The organism is Parasphingomonas halimpatiens, from assembly GCF_036663795.1.
GTDB lineage: Bacteria > Pseudomonadota > Alphaproteobacteria > Sphingomonadales > Sphingomonadaceae > Sphingomonas.
This window is the reverse complement of record NZ_JAXOJP010000002.1, coordinates 254,250-275,921: the sequence shown is the minus strand read 5'-3', so window position 1 is coordinate 275,921 and position 21,672 is coordinate 254,250. Positions and strand designations below refer to the sequence as shown.

Below are 21,672 nucleotides of genomic sequence, written 5' to 3'. Positions count from 1 at the left end.
CCCGTCTCTCGATCGAGAGGCGGGCCCGGTTGCGTTTCGTCGTGAGTAGAGTTCGGCTTGTCGCACGGTGCGATACGGTCGTATGCGGTTCAGCTTTCTCGCGTTAGGGGCGCGCCGGTGGGGTTTTTGGTTTCTTCGATGCGGGGCGCGTTGGCGCTGACGTTGGTGCTCGGCGTATCGGCCGCGGCGGTCGCGCAAAGCGGCCCGCAGACGATCCCCGGCCTCGAACATTTCAGCCTGCCCGGAACGCGCACGCCGACCCCCTCGCCGAGCCCGACACCCAGTGCGTCGCCGCGCGCCAGGCCGCCCGTGTCGCGCGCCACGCCGACGGCGGCGGCATCCAGGCCGCGGCCTGCACCGACCCCGCCGTCGCGCCCGGCCCCGCGCGCTACGCCGACACCCCGTCCGACGCCGACGCCACGCGCCGCCCCGACGACGCGCCCCGCGCCGGTGGTGCGCACCACGCCGACGCTACGCCCGGTGCCCGCGGCGCGACCCACGCCGGTGGTGCGCGCGCCCCTCGTGCCGCCGATCGTCCGCACCGTGCCGCCGCCGACGCCGCGCCAGATCGTCACGCCGACGCCCGTCGCCGCGCCGCCGGCCGCAGCACCGTCGCCGGTTGCCGTCGCGCCGGTCGCGACGCCGACGCCGGTGGCGACGCCGATCGAAGCGACACCTGTGCCCGATGCCACCCCGGCCGCGACGTCGACCGCTCTGCCGCCGGTCGACGTACCGACTGACGAGGGACGCCTGACGCTGCGCAATACGCTCGCGAGCATGAGCGACCTCGTCCCGACGCTCGCGATCGGCGGCGGCGTCGTGTTGGTGCTGGGCCTCGCGCTGTGGCTCATACGTCGCCGTCGCGGCGAGCAGGACGCGGTGCCGGAGGAAGACGATCGCCGCGCCGCCGGCCATGAGCGGTTCGATCTCGGGTTGGATTTGTTGGCACCGCCTCCGCCTCCGCCGTCGGCGGAATCGCCGCCGTCTGCAGCGCCCGAGCCCGCGCCCGAGCTACCGCTGCCCATCGCGCCGACACAAGCGCCGCCGGCCCCGCCGCCGGCAGCACCCCAACCCGATCGCGTGCCGTTTCAGCCGATCGAACCGGTGGCAGCGCCGGTGCCGGCTGCTGCGCCGATCAGCGCGCAAGATTCGGCAGAGGGACGCGCGACGCTCGACATCAAGCTCATGCCACGCCGCGCCGGGACCAATCTGACCGGTGCCGCGGTCGAATATGACCTGATCGTGCATAACGTCGGCAACGCCATGGCAACCGACATACGGCTCGACGTTCGCCTGCTCAGCGCCGGCGCGCAGCAGGATGCGCTGATTTCCGCGCTGTTCGCCGCACCGATCGATCGCTCCATTACCGCCGCGTTCGACTTGCCCGCCGACGCGGAAGTAAAATTGGGCGGGATGGGGATCCTGCCGGGCGACAAGGTCGACGCGATGACGGTCGAGGGGCGCGCGATGTTCCTGCCGGTGATGACGGTCAACCTGACCTATGACTGGGCCGGGGGCAGCGGGCAGACCGCACGCTCCTTCGTCATCGGCATCGATCGCGGGGGGGACGCGCGTCTCGGCGCCTTCCGGCTCGATACGTCGCGGATGTACGAACAGGTTGGTGCGCTCGAATATACCATCGCCGTCGATCGCTAGAGCGAGCTGCATTTCGATGGAAACGCAGCACGCTCTAGATTCTTTGTGGTCGCGTGATTGATAGCGAATAGCCGGATTCCACCTATTCGCAGCACGCTCTAGGGATTGATCGGCCTGGTCTCGCCGAACCGGACCAGCTTGATCTCCGCCGGCAGCCGGGCCGCGTCGAACGCGGCGCCGTCGAGGTGGCGGTTTACCTCATCGACAATGGTGGCAAGATGCTCGCCGGTCGGTGCATGGCCCGCGCCCATGATCACGAACGACGCGCCCTCACGATGCGCCGTGCCGGCGGCGGCGTGCAGGGCCGACCCCATCGGCGACGGCACGGTATCGTCGGCGGTGCCGTGGATGAGGAAATAGGGTTCGTCGAGCGTGGCGATGGCGGCGAGATTGTCATAGCGGTCGCTGACGAGCCCACGGGCGATCTTGGGCACGAATTCGCGCAGCTGGGTGAACGCGCCGATCGTCACCACGGCGTCGAGCTTCGCGCGATTGGCCAGCCCGAGCGCGACGGCGCCGCCGAGGCTGTGGCCGACGACGATCAGGCGGGTTGGTCGCAGGCCGCTGGCATAGGCGAGAAAGCTATCGGCATCGGCGGCGAGACCGGGCTCGGACGGCTTGCCCGGATTGGCGCTGTAACCGCGATATTCGGCGGCGACGATGCCATATCCCCTGGCCGCGAGCGGGGCGAACCAGCGCATCAGCGTGGTCGCGCTCGATCCATTGCCGTGGAAGACCAGCAGGGTCGGTCGGCCAGGCTGCGCAGGTAAGGCCAGCCCGGTCAGGGAAAGCCCGTCGCGGGTGACGACGGTGATCGGCGCGGTGCCCGCGAGGGTTCCGTCGAGCGTCAGCGCGACCTTGGGCGCTGGGTAGATGCGATCGTTGATCGGACCGGCCTGGGCCGGCACGGCGCAGGCGAGTGGCGCGGCGACAAGGATAGCGGCGAGCGGGCGGAAGATACGCATGACATCGTCACGCTGAAGGCGCGGCGCGGGGCTGGCAACGAAGAAGGGCGGCGCCTTGCGGCACCGCCCTGTTCCTCGAAGCGCGATCCCGGCGGAACCGGGAAACGATCGCTTCGGACGTTCAAGCCTGGACCCCGGCCTGGGCCGGGGCAATCTTCGCCGAGGCGAAGATTACTTGACCTCGACGGTCGCGCCAGCGGCTTCGAGCTGCGCCTTGATCTTGGCGGCCTCGTCCTTCGACACGCCTTCCTTGACGGCCTTGGGAGCCGACTCGACCAGCGTCTTGGCTTCGGTCAGGCCGAGCTGCGTGATCGCACGGACTTCCTTGATGACGTTGATCTTCTTGCCACCGTCGCCGGTGAGGATCACGTCGAACTCGGTCTGCTCTTCGGCGGCCGGCGCAGCCGGGCCACCGGCTGCCGGGGCAGCGGCGACGGCAGCGGCGGCGGAAACGCCCCACTTCTCTTCGAGCAACTTCGAGAGCTCAGCCGCCTCGAGGACGGTCAGGGCGCTCAGCTGGTCAACCAGCGCGTTCAGGTCTGCCATGTATATTCTCCATTTCGGGGCCACGCCCCGTCGTTTTCAGTGAAAGTATCGGTTCGCCTGAAGTTCAGGCAGCTTCCTTTTCCGCATAGGCGCTGAGGACGCGGGCCAGCTGCGCTGCCGGTGCCTGGGCGATGGTTGCGAGCTTGGTCGCGGGCGCAACGATGAGCCCGACGATCTTGGCACGCAGTTCGTCCAGAGACGGCAACGTCGCGAGCGCCTTCACGCCTTCGACGTCGAGTGCGGTCGCACCCATCGAGCCGCCGACGATTTCGAACTTGTCGTTCGTCTTCGCGAAATCGACCGCCACCTTGGCAGCCGCGACGGGATCGATCGAGGTGGCGAGGCCGACCGGGCCGGTGAGCAGATCGCCCAGCGAGCTATAGTCGGTGCCATCGAGTGCGATCTTGGCAAGCTTGTTCTTCGAGACCTTATAGGCGGCGCCAGCGTCGCGCATCTTGTTCCGCAGCTGGGTCGATTGCGCGACGGTCAGCCCGTGGTTGCGGGTCACGACGACCACGCCCACTTCGGAAAAAGTCTGTTTCAGCTCGGCGACGAACTCGGCCTTTTGAGCACGATCCATGCCATTCTCCACATTCTGGGCCCGCCGAAACGGACCCGGTTACAAGCCACAGGGCGCTTGATGCGCCGCATGGGGTGTCCAGCGATGGGGAATGGGAACCGACGCTCCCAAAAGGAGCGGCAGACCGGGCGCCAGGGCGACCCGGTGAATATCCTGTCCCCGCCTCGGCAAGAAATTAAGCCGGAAGCCGGCACTTGCTGTCTCGGACGGAACCCGCAGGCGTTGCCGCCGACGGATGAGCGGGCGCCTTTAGCCGGGTTGGCGGCAAAGTCAAGTTTCGGCGCTTACAGCCAGCTCGGCGGGTCGCGCGCGCATCAGCACGGTGTAGCTCAGCAGCGCGATCGCCAGGCCGACGAACCAGGCATAAGTATAGGTCGTGGTCCACGGTTCGCCGATCTGGCCGAAACGCGCCGGTGCGGCAATCGCGAGAAAGCCGGGTACGTTGGGCGCCACGCCCAGCGCCAGCGCAACCAGCGCGGCCGGATTCCATCCACGGCGATAAGTGTAGGCGCCATCGGCGCGGTAGAGCGCGGCGACGTCGAGTTCGGTGCGCCGGACGATCCAGTAATCGGCGATCAGGATGCCGGCGATCGGGCCGAGCAGCGCAGAGTAGCCGGTCAGCCAGACGAAGATGTAGCCGCCGCTCGTCGCGAGCAGCTTCCACGGCATGATCAGCACGCCGATGATCGCGGTGATCAGCCCGCCGCTGCGATAGGAGATGCGTTTCGGTGCCAGCGAGGAGAAGTCATAGGCCGCGCCCACCAGATTGGCGGCGATATTGCACGAGATGGTGTCGATGCTGATCACCACCAACCCGAGCAGCACGAACGGCCCGGCGAGCCGGCCCGACAGTGCCACCGGGTCCCAGATCGCGCTGCCATAGATCACCACGGTCGCCGAGGTGGTGATGACGCTGGCCAGTGCGATCAGGCCCATGCCGGGTGGCAGGCCGAGCGACTGGCCGATCAACTGGTCGCGCTGGCTTTTCGCGAAGCGCGTGAAGTCGGGGATGTTGAGCGCCAGCGTCGCCCAATAGCCGATCATGCCGGTCAGTGCGGGCCAGAACACCGTCCAGAACTGCCCGGCCCTCGCGCCGCCGGCGACGAAGGCGGACGGCGCGCCGAAGATCGGGCCGAGCCCGCCGGCGGCATCGACCGCCCACCACACCAGCGCGGCGCACACCAGGATCTTGACCGGCGCGGTCCAGGTCTCGAGCCGGCGGATCGTCGTCAGCCCCTTGCGTACGAAAAACAATTGCAGCGCCCAGAAGGTGGCGAAGGCGAGCAGCTGGCCGATGCCGATATCGAGCAGGGGCAGGGGCGTGCCCTTGAGGTCGGCGCGCAGGAAGATGCCGAGCAGGGTCAGCAGCGCCTCGCCGCCGATCCAGGTCTGGATGCCGAACCAGCCGCACGCCACCAGCGCCCGCGCCATCGCCGCCAACCGCGCGCCGACCGTGCCGAACGAGGCGCGCGCCAGCACGGCATAGGGGATGCCGTGCCTCGCGCCGGCATGGCCGACGAGCAGCATCGGCACCAGCACGATGAGATTGCCGAGCAGCACCGTTAGCTCGGCCTGTCCGGCCGACATGCCCAGTTCGATCAGCCCTGCAGCGAGCATCCATGCCGGCACCGCGACGATCATGCCGACCCACAAGGCGGCGTAGTGATACCACAGCCATGTGCGCTGCCCCGGACCGGTCGGTGCGAGATCGGGATTCCACAGCTTGGCGTCCGGCCTGTCGGTCATGCATTCCCCCATTTTGGCGGGAGCTTCGCATGCTTCGCGTTGGGAGCAAGCCGATTTCGCGACCTGGTCAGTTCGTCATTGCAGCCGCGACGTTCAATCGCGTCGCTGCGTCATGCAGGCGCTGGTCGCGTGTCCAGAGCAAGGCTTCAGGCGTCAACATCGTGGCGGCGAGGAGGTGCGCGTCGACATAGCCAAGACCCCGGCTGAATAGTCGATGCCGCTCGATCAGGTCGAACACCTCGTCGTCCTTTGCCGGGCGCGCCCCGGGCAGGTGCTTGAGAAAGCGCAGCACGATCGCGCGGTCCTTGAGGCTTCCCATGGCAATCTCGCCGATGATGAAGGGGTGGCACAAAATGTCGTGTGCAAGGAGCGATGCCCGCAATTGTGCATCGTCATGCCTGAGATGATCGATCCAGACGGAAGTGTCGGCCAGAAGCACCGCTCAGTTGGATCGCCGGCGCGGGCCAGCGGATGCCGCGGGATCGCTGCCGCCAAGGCGCGCAAGTCGGTGCGCTGCCTCGCGCTCGATGAGCGCGCGAAGAGCCTCACGGACGAGCGCGGACTTTTCCTTGAGGCCGGAAAGGTCCTCCGCTTCGGCGACGAGAGCGTCATCAAGGGCAATGGTCGTGCGCATGATCAGTTCCGTTCGGCACGAATAGTAACATCATTTGATGCCAAAATCCATTACCGCACACGAAAAAAAGGGCCGGGATCGCTCCCGGCCCTTTCGATTCTTTCGGCAGTCGGAGGAGCGTTAAGCCCCCGCAACCTCGGTCGTGTCGACCTTGATGCCGGCGCCCATGGTCGAGCTGACGGCGACCCTGCGGACATATTTGCCCTTGGCGCCCGACGGCTTGGCCTTGACGATGGCGTCGACCAGCGCGTCGAAGTTCGCGCGCAGGTCTTCAGCCGGGAAGCTCGCCTTGCCGATGCCGCTGTGGATGATGCCGGCCTTCTCGACGCGATATTCGATCTGGCCGCCCTTGGCGGCCTTGACCGCTTCGGCGACGTTCATCGTCACGGTGCCGAGCTTCGGGTTCGGCATCAGGCCCTTCGGACCCAGCACCTTGCCGAGACGACCGACGATGCCCATCATGTCCGGGGTCGCGATGCAGCGATCGAAATCGATCGTGCCACCCTGGATGATTTCCATCAGGTCCTCGGCACCGACCACGTCGGCACCCGCCTCACGGGCCTCATCGGCCTTGGCGCCCTTGGCGAACACGCCGACGCGCACCGTCTTGCCGGTACCCTTGGGCAGCGTGACGACGCCGCGGACCATCTGATCGGCGTGACGCGGATCGACGCCGAGATTCATCGCGATCTCGATCGTCTCGTCGAACTTCGACGTGGCGCCGGCCTTGGCCAGCGCAATCGCCTCGTCGATGCCGTGCAGCTTCTCGCGATCGATCATGATCGCCTTATGCTTCTTGGTGATCTTCGCCATGATCTCAGCCCTCCACCACTTCGAGGCCCATCGCGCGGGCAGAGCCTTCGATGATGCGGGTCGCCGCCTCGATATCGTTGGCGTTCAGGTCCTTCATCTTCTGCTCGGCAATCGCCGTCAGCGCCGAGCGCTTGATCTTGCCGGCGGAAATCTTGCCCGGCTCCTTCGAGCCCGACTTCAGATTGGCCGCCTTCTTGATCAGGAAGGTCGCCGGTGCGGTCTTGGTCTCGAACGAGAAGGACCGATCGGCAAAGACGGTGATGACGGTGGGCAGCGGCGTGCCCTTCTCGACATCGCCGGTCTGCGCGTTGAACGCTTTGCAGAATTCCATGATGTTGACGCCGCGCTGACCGAGCGCCGGGCCGATCGGCGGCGACGGATTGGCAGAGCCGGCGGGCACCTGCAGCTTGATATAGCCGGTAATCTTTTTTGCCATTTATCTCACTCTGTCATGGGGCGCGGCGATATCGCTTTGGCCCGGTTCAAGTTTAGCGGTTCAAACAGCTGCCCGAAGACAGCCTCCCGCGGCTATTCGCCGCCCCGACGGGGCGACCGAATTTCTTACTTCGAGCGCTCGACCTGCTCGAACTCGAGTTCGACCGGCGTGGCGCGGCCGAAGATCGACACCGACACCTTGACGCGGCTGCGATCGAAATCGAGCTCCTCGACGATGCCGTTGAAGCTCGCGAACGGACCTTCGAGCACCTTGACCGAATCGCCGATCTCGTAATCGATCTTGATCTTGGTCTTGGGCGCTGCGGCGGCCTCTTCCTTGGAATTGAGCATCCGCGCGGCTTCCGCCTCGCTGATCGGCTGCGGCTTGCCCATCGAGCCGAGGAAGCCCGTCACCTTCGGCGTGTTCTTCACCAGGTGATAGACGTCGTCGTTCATGTTGAGCTTGGCGAGGACATAGCCGGGCATGAACTTGCGCTCCACCGATACCTTCTTGCCGCGACGCGCCTCGGTGATCGTCTCGGTCGGCACTTCGATCTGTTCGACCAGCGCGTCGAGCCCCATGCGGGTCGCCTCCGCCATGATCGAGTCGCGGACCTTGCCCTCGAAACCGGAATAGGCGTGGATGATGTACCAGCGTGCCATGGGATCCTGAACCTTAATTCGCGAGACTGAGCAGGACCTTGACGATCGCTTCGAACATCGTGTCGATGCCGAAGAAGAAGATGGCGAGGATCGACGTCATGATCATCACCATCACCCCGGTCATCACCGTCTCGCGCCGCGTCGGCCAGATGACCTTGCGCGTTTCGGCCTGCACCTGCCGGATGAATTCGATCGGGGTCGTCTTCGCCACCTTGCCTGCACTCACTTTCAATACCGAACTCGGGACATGGGACCGCCGCCCGGTCCCGCCAAGAGGCACCGACGACGATTCATTCCCGATGTGGAATGGCGCGGGCAATAACCCCGGGCGCGGCCAAAGGCAAGGGCCGCGCTTTCCGCCGCCGGTCCCGCCATGCTAGGCAGGCGACGTGGGACAGGGGGGTAACATGATGCTGACGGGCAAGGTGGAATTCGCGCCGATCGGGGCAATCGGTTTCGATACCGCGGTACCGCTCAGCGCGGCTGCGGCCAAGGGCTATGCGGCGAAGGGTTTCCAGTTCTGCATCCGCTATGTCAGCCGCACCGACAAGTCGCGCGACGCCAATGCGGCGCGTGGCCTTGCCGACCTGTCTGTCGCGGAGGGCAAGGCGATCCTGTCGGCCGGGCTGGCCCTGATGATCGTCCAGCATGTCGCGGCGCATGGCTGGGTCCCGACCGTGCAACTCGGCACCGATTACGGTGCCAAGGCGGCGCAGTTCGCGCAGGCCGCCGGCATGCCGAAGGGCGTCAACCTGTGGCTCGATCTCGAGGACATTCCGCAGGGTACGCCGGCGACCGACATCATCGGCTACGCCAATGGGTGGATCGCGCCGGTCGTGGCGGCGCGTTATGTCGCTGGCGTCTATGTCGGCTTCAACGTCTGGCTGACGCCCGAGCAGCTGTTCTTCGAGCTGCACACCCAGCATTACTGGCGCGCCGACGGCAAGATCGTCGATGTCGCGCATCGCGGCTATCAGCTGTTCCAGCACACCTCGAACATCGGCACGCCGCAGGAATTCGACAAGGATGTGGTGATGTACGATTCGCTGGGCGGTGCGCCGATCTGGCTGGCGCCGGCCTGATCGCCGCGTCAGCGCAGCGCAAACCGACGCATGCTGCGACGCTCAGATACCCTGGAGCCGCAGCGTCTCGCGAAACGGTACCCGCGTGCGTTCGCCGGTTTCGCGATTTTCGATCTCGATATGGCAGGCGAGGCACAATTTGCCGTTGGCCACCTCATGCGCCATCGTCGACCATGCCTTGCGGATCGCGACCTGAAAGGCGCTGGCGAGGTCGATCAGGATCTTGCCCTGGCGATCCTCGGTTACCGTGCCGCATTCGTGAACGTGAAAAAAATACTGGGTCATGAGCTTTCGGTTGTCCGGGGGGAGTCGCGTCGCACCGTGCGGCAAACGCCATGCGGCGCCGCTGTCTCGATTTGGCGCAAGATGCAAAAAGCAAGCGGGTAGCTACCCTATAACCCTGTTGCAACCCCGGGCCGGCGACGAAGCGCCCGTGCTGGCGCGCTGCATATCGCTCGTGGCGGGGTGGCAGTCCTTCGTGGACGCTATTCGAACTTCCATATGGGAAGAAGCTGACGATGTGGTCGCGCGAGTGCTCAGTCTTCGACTAATTGGAGCGCTGCCTCGCGTCGATCGAAACACCGATAAGGACGATGGCGGAGACGGAGAAAACGCTATGGGTGGTACAGAATAAGATTGTACGTATGGCGCTCGATCGAGCGCGGGATTTTTTCAACGCCTCTTTTTCGCGTCGATTCCTACCTCGGCCTCCAGCTTGACAGCTGTCAGCGAGTGCAAATCAACCCTTGGGTTGATAGCTAGGCGCGCGTGGTGGATCGCCAATGTGAATGCAGTTTGGACGGCTCAGGCCGCGAACACGCGCTTTCGGAACATCTGGTCACTCGTTGTTGTTGGCCGCCGCGCTTTTGCCACATACCGTGGGTTCGAATCCCACCCTCTCCGCCACGGGGCCCTCCACAGGGGTCCGTGCCCGACCATCGGGATCGACGTTTTCCGCCTGAAAACCGACGCTTAGCCGATCAGCTCGGCCACGACCGTCCGTACCCGTTCGCGCCCGTTTTGGCGAATCCCGGTGCTTTCGCGTGGTACGTGCGGTCGAAAAACGTGGTACATTTTTCGAAGGCGACGAGACATGCTCACCGATGCGAAGGTCCGCAACGCCAGGCCGCGGGCCAAAGCCTATAAACTGACCGACAGCAACCGCCTGTTCCTGCTGGTGATGCCGACCGGCGGCAAACTGTGGCGCTGGAACTACGCGTTCGACGGCAAGCAGAAGAGCATGGCCTTCGGCGCATGGCCGCTCGTCGAACTTGCCGACGCGCGCGCCAGGCGGGACGAAGCCTACACCATCCTGTGCGAAGGGCGCGATCCGGCGATCGCGAAAAAGCTCAGGATCGAGGCCAACATCGCCGCCGCCCGCCAGACATTCGAGCGCGTCGCGCGACAGTGGCATGAAACCGTCCGGGGGCAATGGGCCAAGAGGCACGCCAATGACGTCATGCGCAGCCTGGAGCGGGACGTGTTCCCGGCGATCGGCAGCCTGCCCATCGCGGAACTCACACCGCCCCTCATCCTCGCGAGCCTGCGCGAGATCGAGACGCGAGGCTCGATCGAAACGGCAAAGCGCATCCTGCAAAGGATCAACGCCGTGTTCGGCTTCGCGATCGCGGAAGGAATGGTGAAGAGCGATCCGTCCGAGCGGCTCGGCGCCGCGCTCAAACCACTGCGGCGTGGCCGCCAGCCCGCGATCCTCCAGCTCCCGCCGCTCAGGAAGATGATTCTGGCGGCCGAGAATGAAGATGCGCGCCCGATCACCCGGCTCGCCTTGCGCTTCCTCGCGCTCACTGCCGTGCGGCCAAGCGAGCTGCGCGGCGCTCGCTGGGAAGAGTTCGAAGACCTGAACGGCAGCGAGCCGCCGTGGCGAATCCCGGCTGCCCGAATGAAGGGAGATCTCGACCGCAAGGAAGAACTGGGCGGCGACCACCTCGTGCCGTTGGCCGCAGAGGCAATTGCGGTCCTGAGAGCGGTGTGGCCGCTGACCGGTGAGGGGGTGCTGGTGTTCCCCAACGCGCGGCAGATGCATCAACCGATGAGCGCAAATGCGCTCGGTTATCTACTCAACCGTGCGGGTTATCACGGCCATCACGTGCCGCACGGGTTCCGCGCAGCGTTCTCGACGATCATGAACGAATGGGCGGAGCGACACGGCAAGGACGGCGACCGCGCGATCATCGATCTGATGCTAGCCCATGTTCCCAGGGGAAAAGTCGAAGGCGCTTATAATCGCGCCGCCTATATGCCGCGACGGCGCGAGCTGGCGCAGGTCTGGGCGGATAAGGTGTGTGAGGGGCTCCCTGCGCCATTCGTGCTGGTGCAGCGGCCCGCACAAGCGACAGAGATGCGCTCCCGGCGCTTCAACCCGGTGGCGGTGGACGGCGAGTTCAGGTTTCCGACACGGTGCCGAGCCGCCTCATCGTGAATCACGGCCGCCGCATTAACATCGTCGATACGGCCGCCGCACTAACATCGTTCGATATGGCAGGGCACGGCGTGCACGCCGATCGCGTGGCCGCGTTCGCGCACGCGATTCGCGATGCGCGATGCGCGACCCGGCGCGATCAGGTATCTTATTGCCGCGTCGGATGGGCCGACATGGCGCGATTTCCGTATCGCCTGCGCGATTACGTCGCGCGCGCCTTGACCGCTCAAGGGCATTCATATCGGATGAACCTACCTCGCCTGGTTGTTGGCCGAAGGGCGATCTACCCGGCGGCGAGCGTGGCGCGATATCGCACACTCAAGCACGTCCCAGATCGGCCGGACGCGAGTCAACGGACGAAGGTTGCGAAATCCCAGGTAGGGGGAGGAGACCGGCATGGATTTGCAACTAACGGGACGGCGCGCGCTCGTCACAGGCAGCAGCAGTGGCATCGGCGAGGCGATCGCTCGCATGCTTGCCCAAGAGGGAGCGGCTGTGATCGTTCACGGCCGCAATCGCGATCGGGCCGAGAAGATTGCGGCCAATATCGATGCGGCCGGCGTGGCGATCGGCGATCTGTCCAACGACGAAGGTGCAGCATCCGTGCACGCCCAGGCGCGGGCTGCGCTCGGCGGGAATGTGGAGATCCTGGTCAACAATGCGGGGGGCAGCTCGACGGGCAATACGTCGCGCAGCCCGATCGAGATCGGCGTGGACGACTGGATCTCGAACTATCACGCGAACACGCTGTCGTCGGTGCGGCTCTGCCGACTCGCTGTGCCAGAAATGGTCGCCGCGAAATTCGGGCGCGTCATTCAGATATCGAGCGCTGTCGCCGTCCAGCCGAACAATCTCGGAACGGACTATTCGGCGGCCAAGGCTGCACTGAACAATTACACGGTCAGCCTTGCGGGCTCGCTGAAGGGCGTCGGGGTGACCGTCAACACCGTCTCGCCGGGCGTGATCATGGTCGATGGCCTGATCCGGTTCGGGCGCCGGAAATATGGCGACGAAGCCTTGTCGATCGAGGAGATCACCACGCGACTCGCGGCCGAAAAGGTGTTCGATTTGCCGCCGGCCGGTCGGCTCGGAACGCCGGAGGACCTGGCAATGGTCACCTGCATGCTCGCGAGTCCACGGTCGGGGTTCATCACCGGCGCGAACTACCGCGTCGATGGCGGGCAGATCCGTACGGTGAACTGATCCCGGCCCCGCCGGCGCTTACTTCGTCACAGAACCATCCGCATCATTTGATCAGGGCGAGAACGATGTCCGAGAAAACCTATCGCGTCATTCAATGGTCCACCGGCGTGGTGGGCCAGGCGGCGCTCAAGCATTTCATCGAGAACCCGGTTATCGAACTGGTCGGCGTCTATGTTACCAACCCCGACAAGGCCGGCAAGGATGCCGGCGAACTCGTCGGTGTTCCGCCGACCGGAATCATCGCAACCAATGACGCCGATCAACTCGTTGCGATGGATGCCGATTGCGTCCTGTTCGCGGGGCTGGTGCAGGATCTCGACCTGTATTGCCGGTTGTTGCGGTCGGGCAAGAATGTGGTCTCGCCGGCCGGTCCGTTTTTCCCGACCGAGCGCTATCGCGAGCAGTTCGACCGGATCGAGGCCGCGTGCCGCGAAGGGGGAACCTCCTATCACGGGTGCGGCGTCCATCCGGGCTTTTCCGGCGACATCCTGCCGCTGACGCTGGCGCGGCTGATGAACCGCATCGACAGCATTGAGGTGACCGAGATCATCGACAAGCTTCGCAATCCGATGGTCTATATCGAGGTCATGGGTTTCGGACGCGACCCCGATGACCTGCTGGCAAAGCCGAGCCGATCGGCCGAGGCGCCACACGTCTTCGCGCAGTCGATGACCATGGTGATCGAGAGCCTTGGCAAGAAGATCGAGAAGCTGACAACCGATCTCGAGGTGGCCAAGGCGACGAAGGATATCCCTTACCCCAACGGCGTCATTCGGGCCGGAACGGTCGCCGGCCAGCACTTCGCCTGGACCGCGTGGGTCGATGGCGCGCCCTTCATGACCTACCATTTCTACTGGACGATGGGCGAGGATATCGAACCCCGCTGGGACAATGGCGACAGCTGCTACCGGGTGAAGATCAACGGCGATGCGCCGCTGGAAGTTACCTTGACGGGTGGTGTCGCGGACGATGGCCGCAGGCCGTTCCTCGGACTGCCCTGGACCGGGCTGCTGGGTGCGACGGCCGTCCAGGCGGTTTGCGACGCGGCGCCCGGTGTGGTGACCCATCTCAATCTGGGCGTCGTTCGGCCGCACGGGCTGGTGCGGCGCTGATCGGCCTAACGACGCCGGGTCGTCAGAAGGTGGCGATCACGTTCGGCAGGTCGATCGTGTTGCGAATGCCGGGCGGTGCGGCGCACACTGCGGCGACGGCATTGACGGCGCGGTGCGCGGTGTAGCCGGGCATCACCGCAGTATAGTCCTCCAGCGCGACGGGGAAGGTGATCGCCACTTCCATCGGCGTGTCGCCCGCGACCGACAAATGCCACCCGGTTTCGCGCAAGGTCCAGTCGCGATTGACCTTGGTTGCGCAATACCAGTGCGCGCGGAAACGCAGCACGGGTTTGCCCTGGTGCAATCCCGTGACGGTGATGCGCTGCGCGGCGACGGTGCCGGCCTTCAACAACCCGGCGGCGATCCGGGTATCCTCGTTCACCGCGGCCACGTCGCCGGTCACCGTGGTGGTGTCGAACGGGAGACCAATCGCATCGCCGATCTGCCTGAGCGACGCGATGAAGCTGTCATGCACATGGGCCAGCTTGCCCTGGTCCAGCGGGCCGGGCTCCGCGCCGAACCCCATGACCTGGAAGAGCATTTCAGGTGAATCGCGGCGTGAGACATCGGCAAATTCATCGATCGTGACGCAGTCGAGACGGCGCTGCAGCGAGATCAGCGGCAGGATGAGCGCTTCGGTGATGAAGCCGGGGCTGCTGCCGGTGCTGTAGATCGAGGAATTGCCCGCGTCGCACGCGGCCTCGATCCGGGCGCGAATGTCCGGGTTCATGCTGACCGGATGGTGGAATTCGGAGCGCGTCGTGACGACGTTCTTGCCCGAGGCGAGCAAGGCGCAGACTTCGTCGTAGTCGCAACCCTCTCGCATGTAGAGGACGCAATCGGCGTCGAGGGCGACAATCTCGTCGAGCGAATTGGTCGCGGCGATGCCGACAGCAGGTAGCCCGCACAGGTCGCCGGCGTCGTGACCGGCCTTTTCGGGCGAACTCACATAGAGGCCGACAAGCGCCATGTGCGGATGCTCGATCACGCCACGCAAGGCTTTGCGCCCGATATTGCCGACCGACCATTGGACGACGCGAAGGAGCCGCTCAGCCATTACGTCATTCTCCCGCCATCGTGCGCGTCCCGCTTGGGCGGCGTCTTCTCCTTCGGCTATTTGACCCGCCCGGCATGGTCAATCCGCCGGGGCGATGAGATCAGTCGAAGGGGGCGCCGGTCGCTCGCGTGTGACCCAGTTGCTGCGACAGGGTGCGGGCGTTGGACACTAAAGTGTCGCACAGATTGGGCAGGCCGCTACGCTCCATTGCCTTGCCCAGTCCGGTGGCGACAAGCGCATGGGTCGGTCCACCGGGCGTCGTCCAAACCGGGGCGGCGACCACCGTTACGCCGGCAATATAATTGCCCTGATCGAGCGCGAAGCCGCGCAGGCGGGTTTCCTCGACTTCGGCGAGCCAGATATCGAAAGTCGGGGGATCGTCCCAGCGCAGCTTGACGAAGCGACGTTCGAGCTCGGCCGTCGAATAATCTCCGAAGGCGGCGATGCACCTGCCGGTGGCGCTGATCAGCACAGGAAAGCGGCTGCCGATCTGTGTGCTCAACTGGAAGTTGTGACCCGATTGCGCGAGCCCGACCACCACCATGTGGTCCAGACCGACGACCTGTACGCCGAGCATCGTCACGTCGAACGACTGGCTCAGGCGATCGAGCAGCGGCTGGGCCAGGTCGACGAACTGGCTACGTTGCAACCATTGCCGTGCCAGCGTCAGCACGCCGGCGTCGAGCGCGTAGCGCTTGGTGTTGGCATCGAAGGCGATGAATTCCTCTTCGACCAGTGCGCGCAGCACATAGAGGCAGGTGCTTGGGACGAGTCCCAGTTCGCGCGCGATGGCCTGCACCCCGAGCGGCGCGTCGCTCTTGCCGAGCAGGCGCAGGATTGCCGCGGCGCGGGCGATCGCCGGGGCCTTGCTGGTCAACGGTGAGGGCTGTTCCGAGGGGCGCATGACGCTTCCGGCAAGGTGTGGCATCGCCAAGGCGATGACTGGATCGTTCAATATATAGAACATCATTCGATATATACAACGCAAATCGCGACGTGGCATATCGCTTGGGCGTTCGAACGACTCTCGGGCGGTGGCCGGACCCGATCATGAAATTGACCGATTACACATCCCATGCCGACGCACAGCTGCACGCCGATCGCGGCGCGCCCTGGGCGCTGTTCGATGGCGACCGGGATCAGCTGAACATCGCGCACGAGTGCATCAACCGCCACGCCGATGGCAGCGGTCGTGCGGCGGTGCGCATCGCGCATGCGGACGGCCGCGACGAGATTTTGAGCTTCGACGAGATTTCCGCCGGCGCTGCGCGTTTTGCGCACTGGCTCGACGCGAACGGCGTGAACCCGGGCGACCGCATCGCCTTCATGCTCGAGCCCGGCCCGCCCTTTTACGTCTGCCTGTTCGGCGCGATGCTGACCGGCGCGATCAGCGTGCCTCTGTTCACGCTGTTCGGACTCGACGGCTTACGGCTGCGGGTCGACGACTGCAAACCCAAGCTGCTCGTCACCAATGCCGAGAAGGTGGACGTCGCGCGTCAGATCGACGGCATCACTGTCATGGTCGCCGACGAGGGTTTTCTCGATAGGCTCGCGGGCTCGTTCCCCTCGACCTATGAGCCGAAGACGGCCGCTAGCGATCTCGCGGTGTATCAATATACCTCTGGCACGACGCGGGAGCTGCCCGAGGCGGTGAAGCACACGCACAGCGCGCTGGTGACGCTGATGTTTGCCGCGCTCTACGGCACCGGGATCCGGCCGGGCGATGAGTTCTTCTGCCCGTCATCCCCGGCCTGGGGGCATGGCCTGTGGCACGGTACGCTGGCACCGCTGGGTCTTGGCGTGACCACCGGGACATTTGCCGGTCGCTTTGATGCCGTGCGGCTGATGAAGGCGCTGCAGGATTATCGCATCACCAATATGTCGGCGGCCGCGACGCACTACCGCATGATGAAGAATTCGGGGCAGGCGGACGGTTTCAGCTTCGCGATTAGGAAGCTGTCCTACACCGGCGAGCCGATCGACCCGGCGACGCTCGAGTTCATCGAGGACAATTTCCACGTGCCCGCATGCAGCATGTACGGCACGACCGAGATCGGCGTCGTGCTGGTCAATTATCCGGGCGCCGAGGACTTTGTCGTCAAACCCGGCTCGCTCGGCAAGCCGGTTCCCGGGCAGCGCCTCGAAGTGCAGGGTCCGGACGGGGCGCCCGCCGCACCCGGCGTCGTCGGCGAACTGATGCTGTGGCGTCGAAACCGCTGGGAAACCACCAAGGATCTCGCGAAGACCGACGAAGACGGCTATTTCTATCACTGTGGCCGCGCCGACGATGTGATCATCTCCGCCGGCTGGACGATGAGCGCCGTCGAGATCGAGAACACGCTGCTCAAGCATCCTGATGTGAAGGAATGCGCCGTCATTGGCGCGCCCGACACGACGCGCGGCCTGGTGGTCAAGGCGTTCGTCGTCAGCGATCGCGCGCCGGGCGCTGCCTTCGTCGCGGAGTTGCAGAACTTCACGCGGGAGCGGCTAGCGCAGCACGAATTCCCGCGCCTTGTCGAATTTACCGACGACCTTCCCAAGACACCCGCGGGGAAGGTCCACCGCAAGATCTTGCGCGATCGCGAAGCCGCTGCGGCGGCCGTGATGGCCGATTGAAATCCCAGGAGAAGAATGATGGCGACGATATTGGAAAAACCCGAAAACCGTTTCCCCAAGATCACCGAGGAAGGCCTTGACGATCTGCGTCAGCGCATCGGCGTCAAGATCGAGAACACGATCGAGCCGTGGAACTATGAGGCGACGCGCGACGCGATCCGCCATTACGCGCACGGCATCGGCGACGATAACCCGCTATGGTGCGATCCGGCCTATGCCGAGAAGACCAAATACGGCACGCTCGTCGCGCTGCCGAGCTTCCTGTTCACCACCAGCCGGATCATCTCCGGCTATTGCGGCGGCCTGTCGGGTATTCACGCAATGTGGGCCGGAGCCGACTGGGAGTGGCACAAGCCCGTGCTGCGCAACGACACGATCCGCACCGAAGCGTATCTGAAGGATCTGGTCGAGCATCAGACCAAGTTCGCCGGACGCAGCTTTCAACAGATCTACCATGTCGATTTCTTCAACCAGTCGGGCGACAAGGTCGGTCAGGGCGACAGCTGGGTGTTCCGCACCGATCGCGACGAAGCCCGCGAGCGTGGCACCAAATACACCGAGGCACGCGGCCGCGTGGAGCAATATACCGAGGAGGAACTCGCCGAGTTCACTCGGCTCTACCAGGCCGAGGAAATTCGCGGCTCGAACCCGCGTTATTGGGAAGACGTCAACGTCGGCGACACCCTGCCGCGCATGATGAAGGGTCCGATGACCGTGACCGGTTTCATCTGCTACGCGCAAGGGTGGGGCGGCCTCTACATTCGCGCCAACAAGCTCGCCAACCAGATGCAGCAGGCGCATCCCGGCCTCGGCATCCGCAACCGCTTCAACGTGCCGGATTGCCCCGAGCGCGTGCATTGGGACGAAGCCTTCGCGCTGGAGGTCGGTGCGCCCGGCGCTTATGATTACGGCCCCGAGCGCTGTTCGTGGCTGACCCACCACATCACCAACTGGATCGGCGACGACGGCTTCCTGACCAGGTCGAAATGCCAGATCCGCCGCCACAATCCCGATGGCGACGCGATGTATATCGACGGCTCGGTGATCCGGAAGTTCGAGGAGAACGGCAAGAAGTTCGTCGAGATCCAGCAGCAGGCGACCACGCATCGCGGCGAGGTATCGGCCTTCGGTACGTCGATCGCCGAACTGCCCAGCCGTAGCTGAACCACCGCAACGATCTGACGGAACGGCTCGTCTCCTCCGGGGCATGAGTCGTCCCGTCAGTCGGTTGGCACGATGACGGATCCAGTCACCTCCGCCTCAAACTGGGCCGGCCCTTTGACGGGCGTGCGCGTGCTCGATTTCACGCGGGTGCTGGCCGGGCCCTCGGCGGCGCTGGCGCTCGCCGATCTGGGCGCCGAGGTGATCAAAGTCGAACCGCCGGGCACCGGCGACGAGACACGCGGTTTCCCGCCACACCGCGACGGCGAGAGCCATTATTTCCTCAGCGTCAATCGCGGCAAGAAGAGCATCGTCATCGATCTCAAGACCGCCGCCGGCGTGAAGCTGGCGCGCGAACTGGCAAGCAAATGCGATATCCTGGTCGAGAATTACCGCCCTGGCGTGATGGACCGTCTGGGGCTCGGTTATGAGACGCTCTCGGCGCTCAATCCGGGACTGATCTATTGCGCGATCTCTGGCTACGGCATGACCGGGCCACTGCGCGATCGGCCCGCATTCGACATCGTGTTGCAGGCGATGTCAGGCGTGCTCAGCGTCAATGGTGAACCCGGCTCGCTGCCGACCAAGCTCGGCATTCCGCTGGGCGATCTGGTCGGCGGGATCAACGGGCCGATCGGTATCCTCGCCGCCTTGTACGAGCGCAGCGTCACAGGGAAGGGGCGTCTGATCGACATCAGCCTGATGGACGGCCTCGTCAACATGCTGGGCTATATCGCGCAACTGGCGTTCTTCACCGGCGAGAATCCGAAGGCCCAGGGCTCGCAGCACCCCAATCTGGTACCGTACGGCATCTTCCCGGCCAGCGACGGATCGATCGTCATTGCCTGCCTGACCAACGCTTTCTGGGTGCGCGTCTGCGCGGCGCTGGAGGTGCAGCATTTCGCCACCGATCCACGCTTCGCGACGATCGAGCAGCGCCGCGAGAATCGCGCCGCGGTGAACGTGATCGTCTCGGACTTCACCGCCTCGCGCACGATGGCCGAGTTGGTCCCGATCTTCATCGCGCACGAGGTGCCCCATGCGCCGATCCTCGGCGTGACCGAGGCGCTGGCGCAACCGCAAACGACCGCGCGCGAGATGGTTGTCGAGGTCGAGCACAAGACGCTCGGTCCCATACCGATCGTCAATCGCCCGATCCGCTTCGTCGACGCCGCCCAGCCCAAACCCGCAGCGCCGCCGGTACTGGGTGAGCATAGCTACGAGATCCTGTCGCAGGTGCTGGGATTGTCGGCGACGGAAATCGCCGATCTGCGCGCGGCGAATATCGTCGCCTGAAGATTACCGGACCGGCCGGCTCATCGCATAGGGCAGCGTCGACGACGCGATCGAGGAGCGCTTCCCCCCTGGATGGATCACCGTGACGCGGCCAAGGCCCGGCGAGACCACGACGCCGATCATTTCATCGACCCATTTGTGGAGCGCCGCGCGGCTCCATTCGAGCTCGCTGCCGTCGATCGCGGCAACGCCCGAGGCCTCCACTTCCTCTTCGAGTTCGATCACCCGGTCGGCAACGGCACGGAGCGTATCGTCCGGTTCTTTGGTCATTGTCGCTCCTTCAGGTCTCTCGCCGCTACGCCTCACGACCCGCCGTCCACGCGAACGACGGGCCGGGCGTCGGCGTTCCTCAGAATGGCAGCTTGTACATCTTGACGGCGTTGGTCTCGAGGACCTTCTTCTTGATCTCGTAGCTATACCCGCCGAGCGACTTCTCGATGTGCTTCTGAACGCCCGGATAGAGCGAGGTCGGGTGCGGGAAATCGGTTTCGAACATCATATTGTCTACCCCGATCGTCTCCAGCAGCAGGCGCGGGCCGATCGTCTCGAACCAGAAGGTGCCGAAGAAGTGATCGTGGAAATATTCCCACGGCGTCTTCTTGAGTACGCCGCCCGCACGGTTTGGTAGCATCTCCTGGAACTGATGCTCCAGCGCCTCGACCGCGAACGGGATCCAGCCCATGCCGCTTTCGATCAGGCCGATCTTGAGGCCGGGGTGCTTGTCGAGCCGGCCGCTGACCATCCAGTTGCCGAGCGTCGCGACGTTGCCGATCGAGAACATCGTCGCGACCACCGACAGCGTCTGCTCGAACACGAAGCCGTCCCAAGTGAGCGTCGTCGGGTCCATCGCCGCGTTGAGGTGGAAGTTGATCGGCGTGGCCGTATCGCTGCACAGCGTCAGGAAATCGTCCCAGTAATCGCGCATATAGGACGGCACACCGACGCGCTCCGGCGTGTCGGGCAGAACGAAGCCCTTCAGTCCCATGTCGATACAGCGGCGTGCTTCCTTGTCGAGCGCTGCCTTGTCCCAGAGCGGCAGGTGCGCCATCGTGAACAGGCGATCGCCGGAAACCCGCTGCCGCTCGACCGCAGCGTCATTGTACATCTTGATGATTTCGACCGCGAGCTCGTTGTCGCCCAGCGACATCAGCGATCCCGCCTGCGTCACGCCCGAATTATGATAGCAGATCTGCGCATAGACACCCATGTCGTCCATCGCCTGCAGGCGCGGCTTGACTTCATGTCCGCCGGGATGCGCCTCATCCAGCGTCGGGAAGGCGAGACGGCCCAGCAGCTTGTTATTGTCCTTGCGGATCACATTGCCGCCCATCGACCCGAAATCGCGATCGCCGACGAACCAGCGATCGACATCGTTGACGCGGCGCACGACCGGCACGCGGTCCTTGAACCTGGCCGGTGCCTGCGAGGTGAACAGGTCGGGCGCCTCGGTCAAATGGGTGTCGGTATCGACGATCTTGATGCCGGCGAGCGCTTCGTCGAGCCCGCCCGACTGCGTGGCATAATCCACCTCGCGGATCACGCCGCCACGGGTATAGCCCTCTGCCGACCAATATTTCTTGGCGTCGCTCGCCAGATCCTTGGTGTCGTTGTCCGCCATGGCTTTCTCCATCTCAATCAGCTTGCCCGGCCATGCTCGCGCGACGTGC

The 21,672-nt window shown here is 64.8% G+C and carries 23 protein-coding genes; 8 read left to right on the top strand and 15 right to left on the bottom strand.

Annotated features, from left to right (window positions below; all coding sequences use genetic code 11):
• Positions 1-138: 138 nt before the first annotated feature.
• The gene (locus U1839_RS03740; protein ID WP_332802329.1) at positions 139-1,656 is read left to right on the top strand and encodes a hypothetical protein; all 1,518 of its coding nucleotides are present in this window, start codon (positions 139-141) and stop codon (positions 1,654-1,656) included.
• Positions 1,657-1,754: 98 nt separating this feature from the next.
• Here the strand turns inward: U1839_RS03740 and U1839_RS03735 are convergent, their stop codons facing one another.
• The 10 genes from U1839_RS03735 to secE all read right to left on the bottom strand — a co-directional run bounded on the left by U1839_RS03735 (position 1,755) and on the right by secE (position 8,249).
• Entirely contained in the window at positions 1,755-2,621 is an 867-nt protein-coding gene (locus tag U1839_RS03735; protein WP_332802328.1) for an alpha/beta hydrolase, read from the bottom strand.
• Between the two features lie 171 nt (positions 2,622-2,792).
• Positions 2,793-3,167: a 50S ribosomal protein L7/L12 gene (gene rplL / locus U1839_RS03730; RefSeq protein ID WP_281129655.1), complete on the bottom strand. Its 375-nt coding sequence runs from the start codon at positions 3,165-3,167 to the stop codon at positions 2,793-2,795.
• Positions 3,168-3,231: 64 nt separating this feature from the next.
• A complete protein-coding gene (gene rplJ / locus U1839_RS03725) occupies positions 3,232-3,747 on the bottom strand; it encodes a 50S ribosomal protein L10 (RefSeq protein ID WP_281129653.1) in 516 nt (171 codons plus the stop codon).
• Between the two features lie 270 nt (positions 3,748-4,017).
• Positions 4,018-5,493 (bottom strand): NCS1 family nucleobase:cation symporter-1, encoded by a 1,476-nt coding sequence (locus U1839_RS03720; RefSeq protein WP_332802327.1) that lies wholly within the window; start codon positions 5,491-5,493, stop codon positions 4,018-4,020.
• Positions 5,494-5,560: 67 nt separating this feature from the next.
• Positions 5,561-5,932, bottom strand: coding sequence for a type II toxin-antitoxin system VapC family toxin (locus U1839_RS03715; RefSeq protein WP_332802326.1), 372 nt, complete (start codon positions 5,930-5,932; stop codon positions 5,561-5,563).
• 3 nt (positions 5,933-5,935) lie between these two features.
• Positions 5,936-6,127, bottom strand: coding sequence for a type II toxin-antitoxin system VapB family antitoxin (locus U1839_RS03710; protein WP_332802325.1), 192 nt, complete (start codon positions 6,125-6,127; stop codon positions 5,936-5,938).
• A 120-nt stretch (positions 6,128-6,247) separates the two neighbouring features.
• Positions 6,248-6,940, bottom strand: coding sequence for a 50S ribosomal protein L1 (rplA, locus tag U1839_RS03705; RefSeq protein WP_332802324.1), 693 nt, complete (start codon positions 6,938-6,940; stop codon positions 6,248-6,250).
• Positions 6,941-6,944: 4 nt separating this feature from the next.
• Positions 6,945-7,376: a 50S ribosomal protein L11 gene (gene rplK / locus U1839_RS03700; RefSeq protein WP_281129646.1), complete on the bottom strand. Its 432-nt coding sequence runs from the start codon at positions 7,374-7,376 to the stop codon at positions 6,945-6,947.
• A 125-nt stretch (positions 7,377-7,501) separates the two neighbouring features.
• On the bottom strand, positions 7,502-8,038 hold the full coding sequence (nusG, locus tag U1839_RS03695; protein ID WP_281129645.1) for a transcription termination/antitermination protein NusG: 537 nt from the start codon (positions 8,036-8,038) through the stop codon (positions 7,502-7,504).
• Positions 8,039-8,051: 13 nt separating this feature from the next.
• Entirely contained in the window at positions 8,052-8,249 is a 198-nt protein-coding gene (gene secE / locus U1839_RS03690; protein WP_281129644.1) for a preprotein translocase subunit SecE, read from the bottom strand.
• Positions 8,250-8,445: 196 nt separating this feature from the next.
• Between secE and U1839_RS03685 the strand changes: the two genes are divergently transcribed.
• Positions 8,446-9,120 carry a glycoside hydrolase domain-containing protein gene (locus tag U1839_RS03685; protein ID WP_332802323.1) on the top strand — a complete coding sequence of 225 codons (675 nt, stop codon included), beginning with the start codon at positions 8,446-8,448 and terminating at the stop codon, positions 9,118-9,120.
• Between the two features lie 42 nt (positions 9,121-9,162).
• Here U1839_RS03685 and U1839_RS03680 read toward each other — a convergent pair whose 3' ends face one another.
• Positions 9,163-9,405, bottom strand: a complete 243-nt coding sequence (locus U1839_RS03680; RefSeq protein ID WP_332802322.1) for a DUF6894 family protein — start codon at positions 9,403-9,405, stop codon at positions 9,163-9,165.
• 808 nt (positions 9,406-10,213) lie between these two features.
• Here U1839_RS03680 and U1839_RS03675 point away from each other — a divergent pair.
• The 3 genes from U1839_RS03675 (at position 10,214) to U1839_RS03665 (ending at position 13,875) form a co-directional block, all read left to right on the top strand.
• Complete coding sequence (locus tag U1839_RS03675; protein WP_332802321.1) at positions 10,214-11,560, top strand: tyrosine-type recombinase/integrase; 1,347 nt, start codon at positions 10,214-10,216, stop codon at positions 11,558-11,560.
• Between the two features lie 396 nt (positions 11,561-11,956).
• Positions 11,957-12,763, top strand: coding sequence for an SDR family NAD(P)-dependent oxidoreductase (locus U1839_RS03670; protein ID WP_332802320.1), 807 nt, complete (start codon positions 11,957-11,959; stop codon positions 12,761-12,763).
• A 65-nt stretch (positions 12,764-12,828) separates the two neighbouring features.
• Positions 12,829-13,875 carry an NAD(P)H-dependent amine dehydrogenase family protein gene (locus tag U1839_RS03665; RefSeq protein WP_332802319.1) on the top strand — a complete coding sequence of 349 codons (1,047 nt, stop codon included), beginning with the start codon at positions 12,829-12,831 and terminating at the stop codon, positions 13,873-13,875.
• 22 nt (positions 13,876-13,897) lie between these two features.
• Here U1839_RS03665 and U1839_RS03660 read toward each other — a convergent pair whose 3' ends face one another.
• Together U1839_RS03660 and U1839_RS03655 are read right to left on the bottom strand one after the other, a co-directional pair.
• Positions 13,898-14,932, bottom strand: a complete 1,035-nt coding sequence (locus tag U1839_RS03660) for an NAD(P)H-dependent amine dehydrogenase family protein (RefSeq protein ID WP_332802318.1) — start codon at positions 14,930-14,932, stop codon at positions 13,898-13,900.
• 100 nt (positions 14,933-15,032) lie between these two features.
• Positions 15,033-15,836 carry an IclR family transcriptional regulator gene (locus tag U1839_RS03655; protein ID WP_332802317.1) on the bottom strand — a complete coding sequence of 268 codons (804 nt, stop codon included), beginning with the start codon at positions 15,834-15,836 and terminating at the stop codon, positions 15,033-15,035.
• Positions 15,837-15,982: 146 nt separating this feature from the next.
• On the opposite strand from U1839_RS03655, the gene U1839_RS03650 reads away from it, so the two are divergent.
• From U1839_RS03650 to U1839_RS03640, 3 genes are all read left to right on the top strand, one after another.
• Positions 15,983-17,548: an acetate--CoA ligase gene (locus U1839_RS03650; protein WP_332802316.1), complete on the top strand. Its 1,566-nt coding sequence runs from the start codon at positions 15,983-15,985 to the stop codon at positions 17,546-17,548.
• An 18-nt stretch (positions 17,549-17,566) separates the two neighbouring features.
• The gene (locus U1839_RS03645; protein WP_332802315.1) at positions 17,567-18,712 is read left to right on the top strand and encodes an FAS1-like dehydratase domain-containing protein; all 1,146 of its coding nucleotides are present in this window, start codon (positions 17,567-17,569) and stop codon (positions 18,710-18,712) included.
• Between the two features lie 72 nt (positions 18,713-18,784).
• On the top strand, positions 18,785-20,005 hold the full coding sequence (locus U1839_RS03640; protein ID WP_332802314.1) for a CaiB/BaiF CoA transferase family protein: 1,221 nt from the start codon (positions 18,785-18,787) through the stop codon (positions 20,003-20,005).
• 3 nt (positions 20,006-20,008) lie between these two features.
• Here U1839_RS03640 and U1839_RS03635 read toward each other — a convergent pair whose 3' ends face one another.
• Together U1839_RS03635 and U1839_RS03630 are read right to left on the bottom strand one after the other, a co-directional pair.
• Positions 20,009-20,275, bottom strand: coding sequence for a hypothetical protein (locus tag U1839_RS03635; protein ID WP_332802313.1), 267 nt, complete (start codon positions 20,273-20,275; stop codon positions 20,009-20,011).
• Between the two features lie 79 nt (positions 20,276-20,354).
• Positions 20,355-21,623, bottom strand: a complete 1,269-nt coding sequence (locus U1839_RS03630) for an amidohydrolase family protein (protein ID WP_332802312.1) — start codon at positions 21,621-21,623, stop codon at positions 20,355-20,357.
• Positions 21,624-21,672 lie beyond the last annotated feature (49 nt).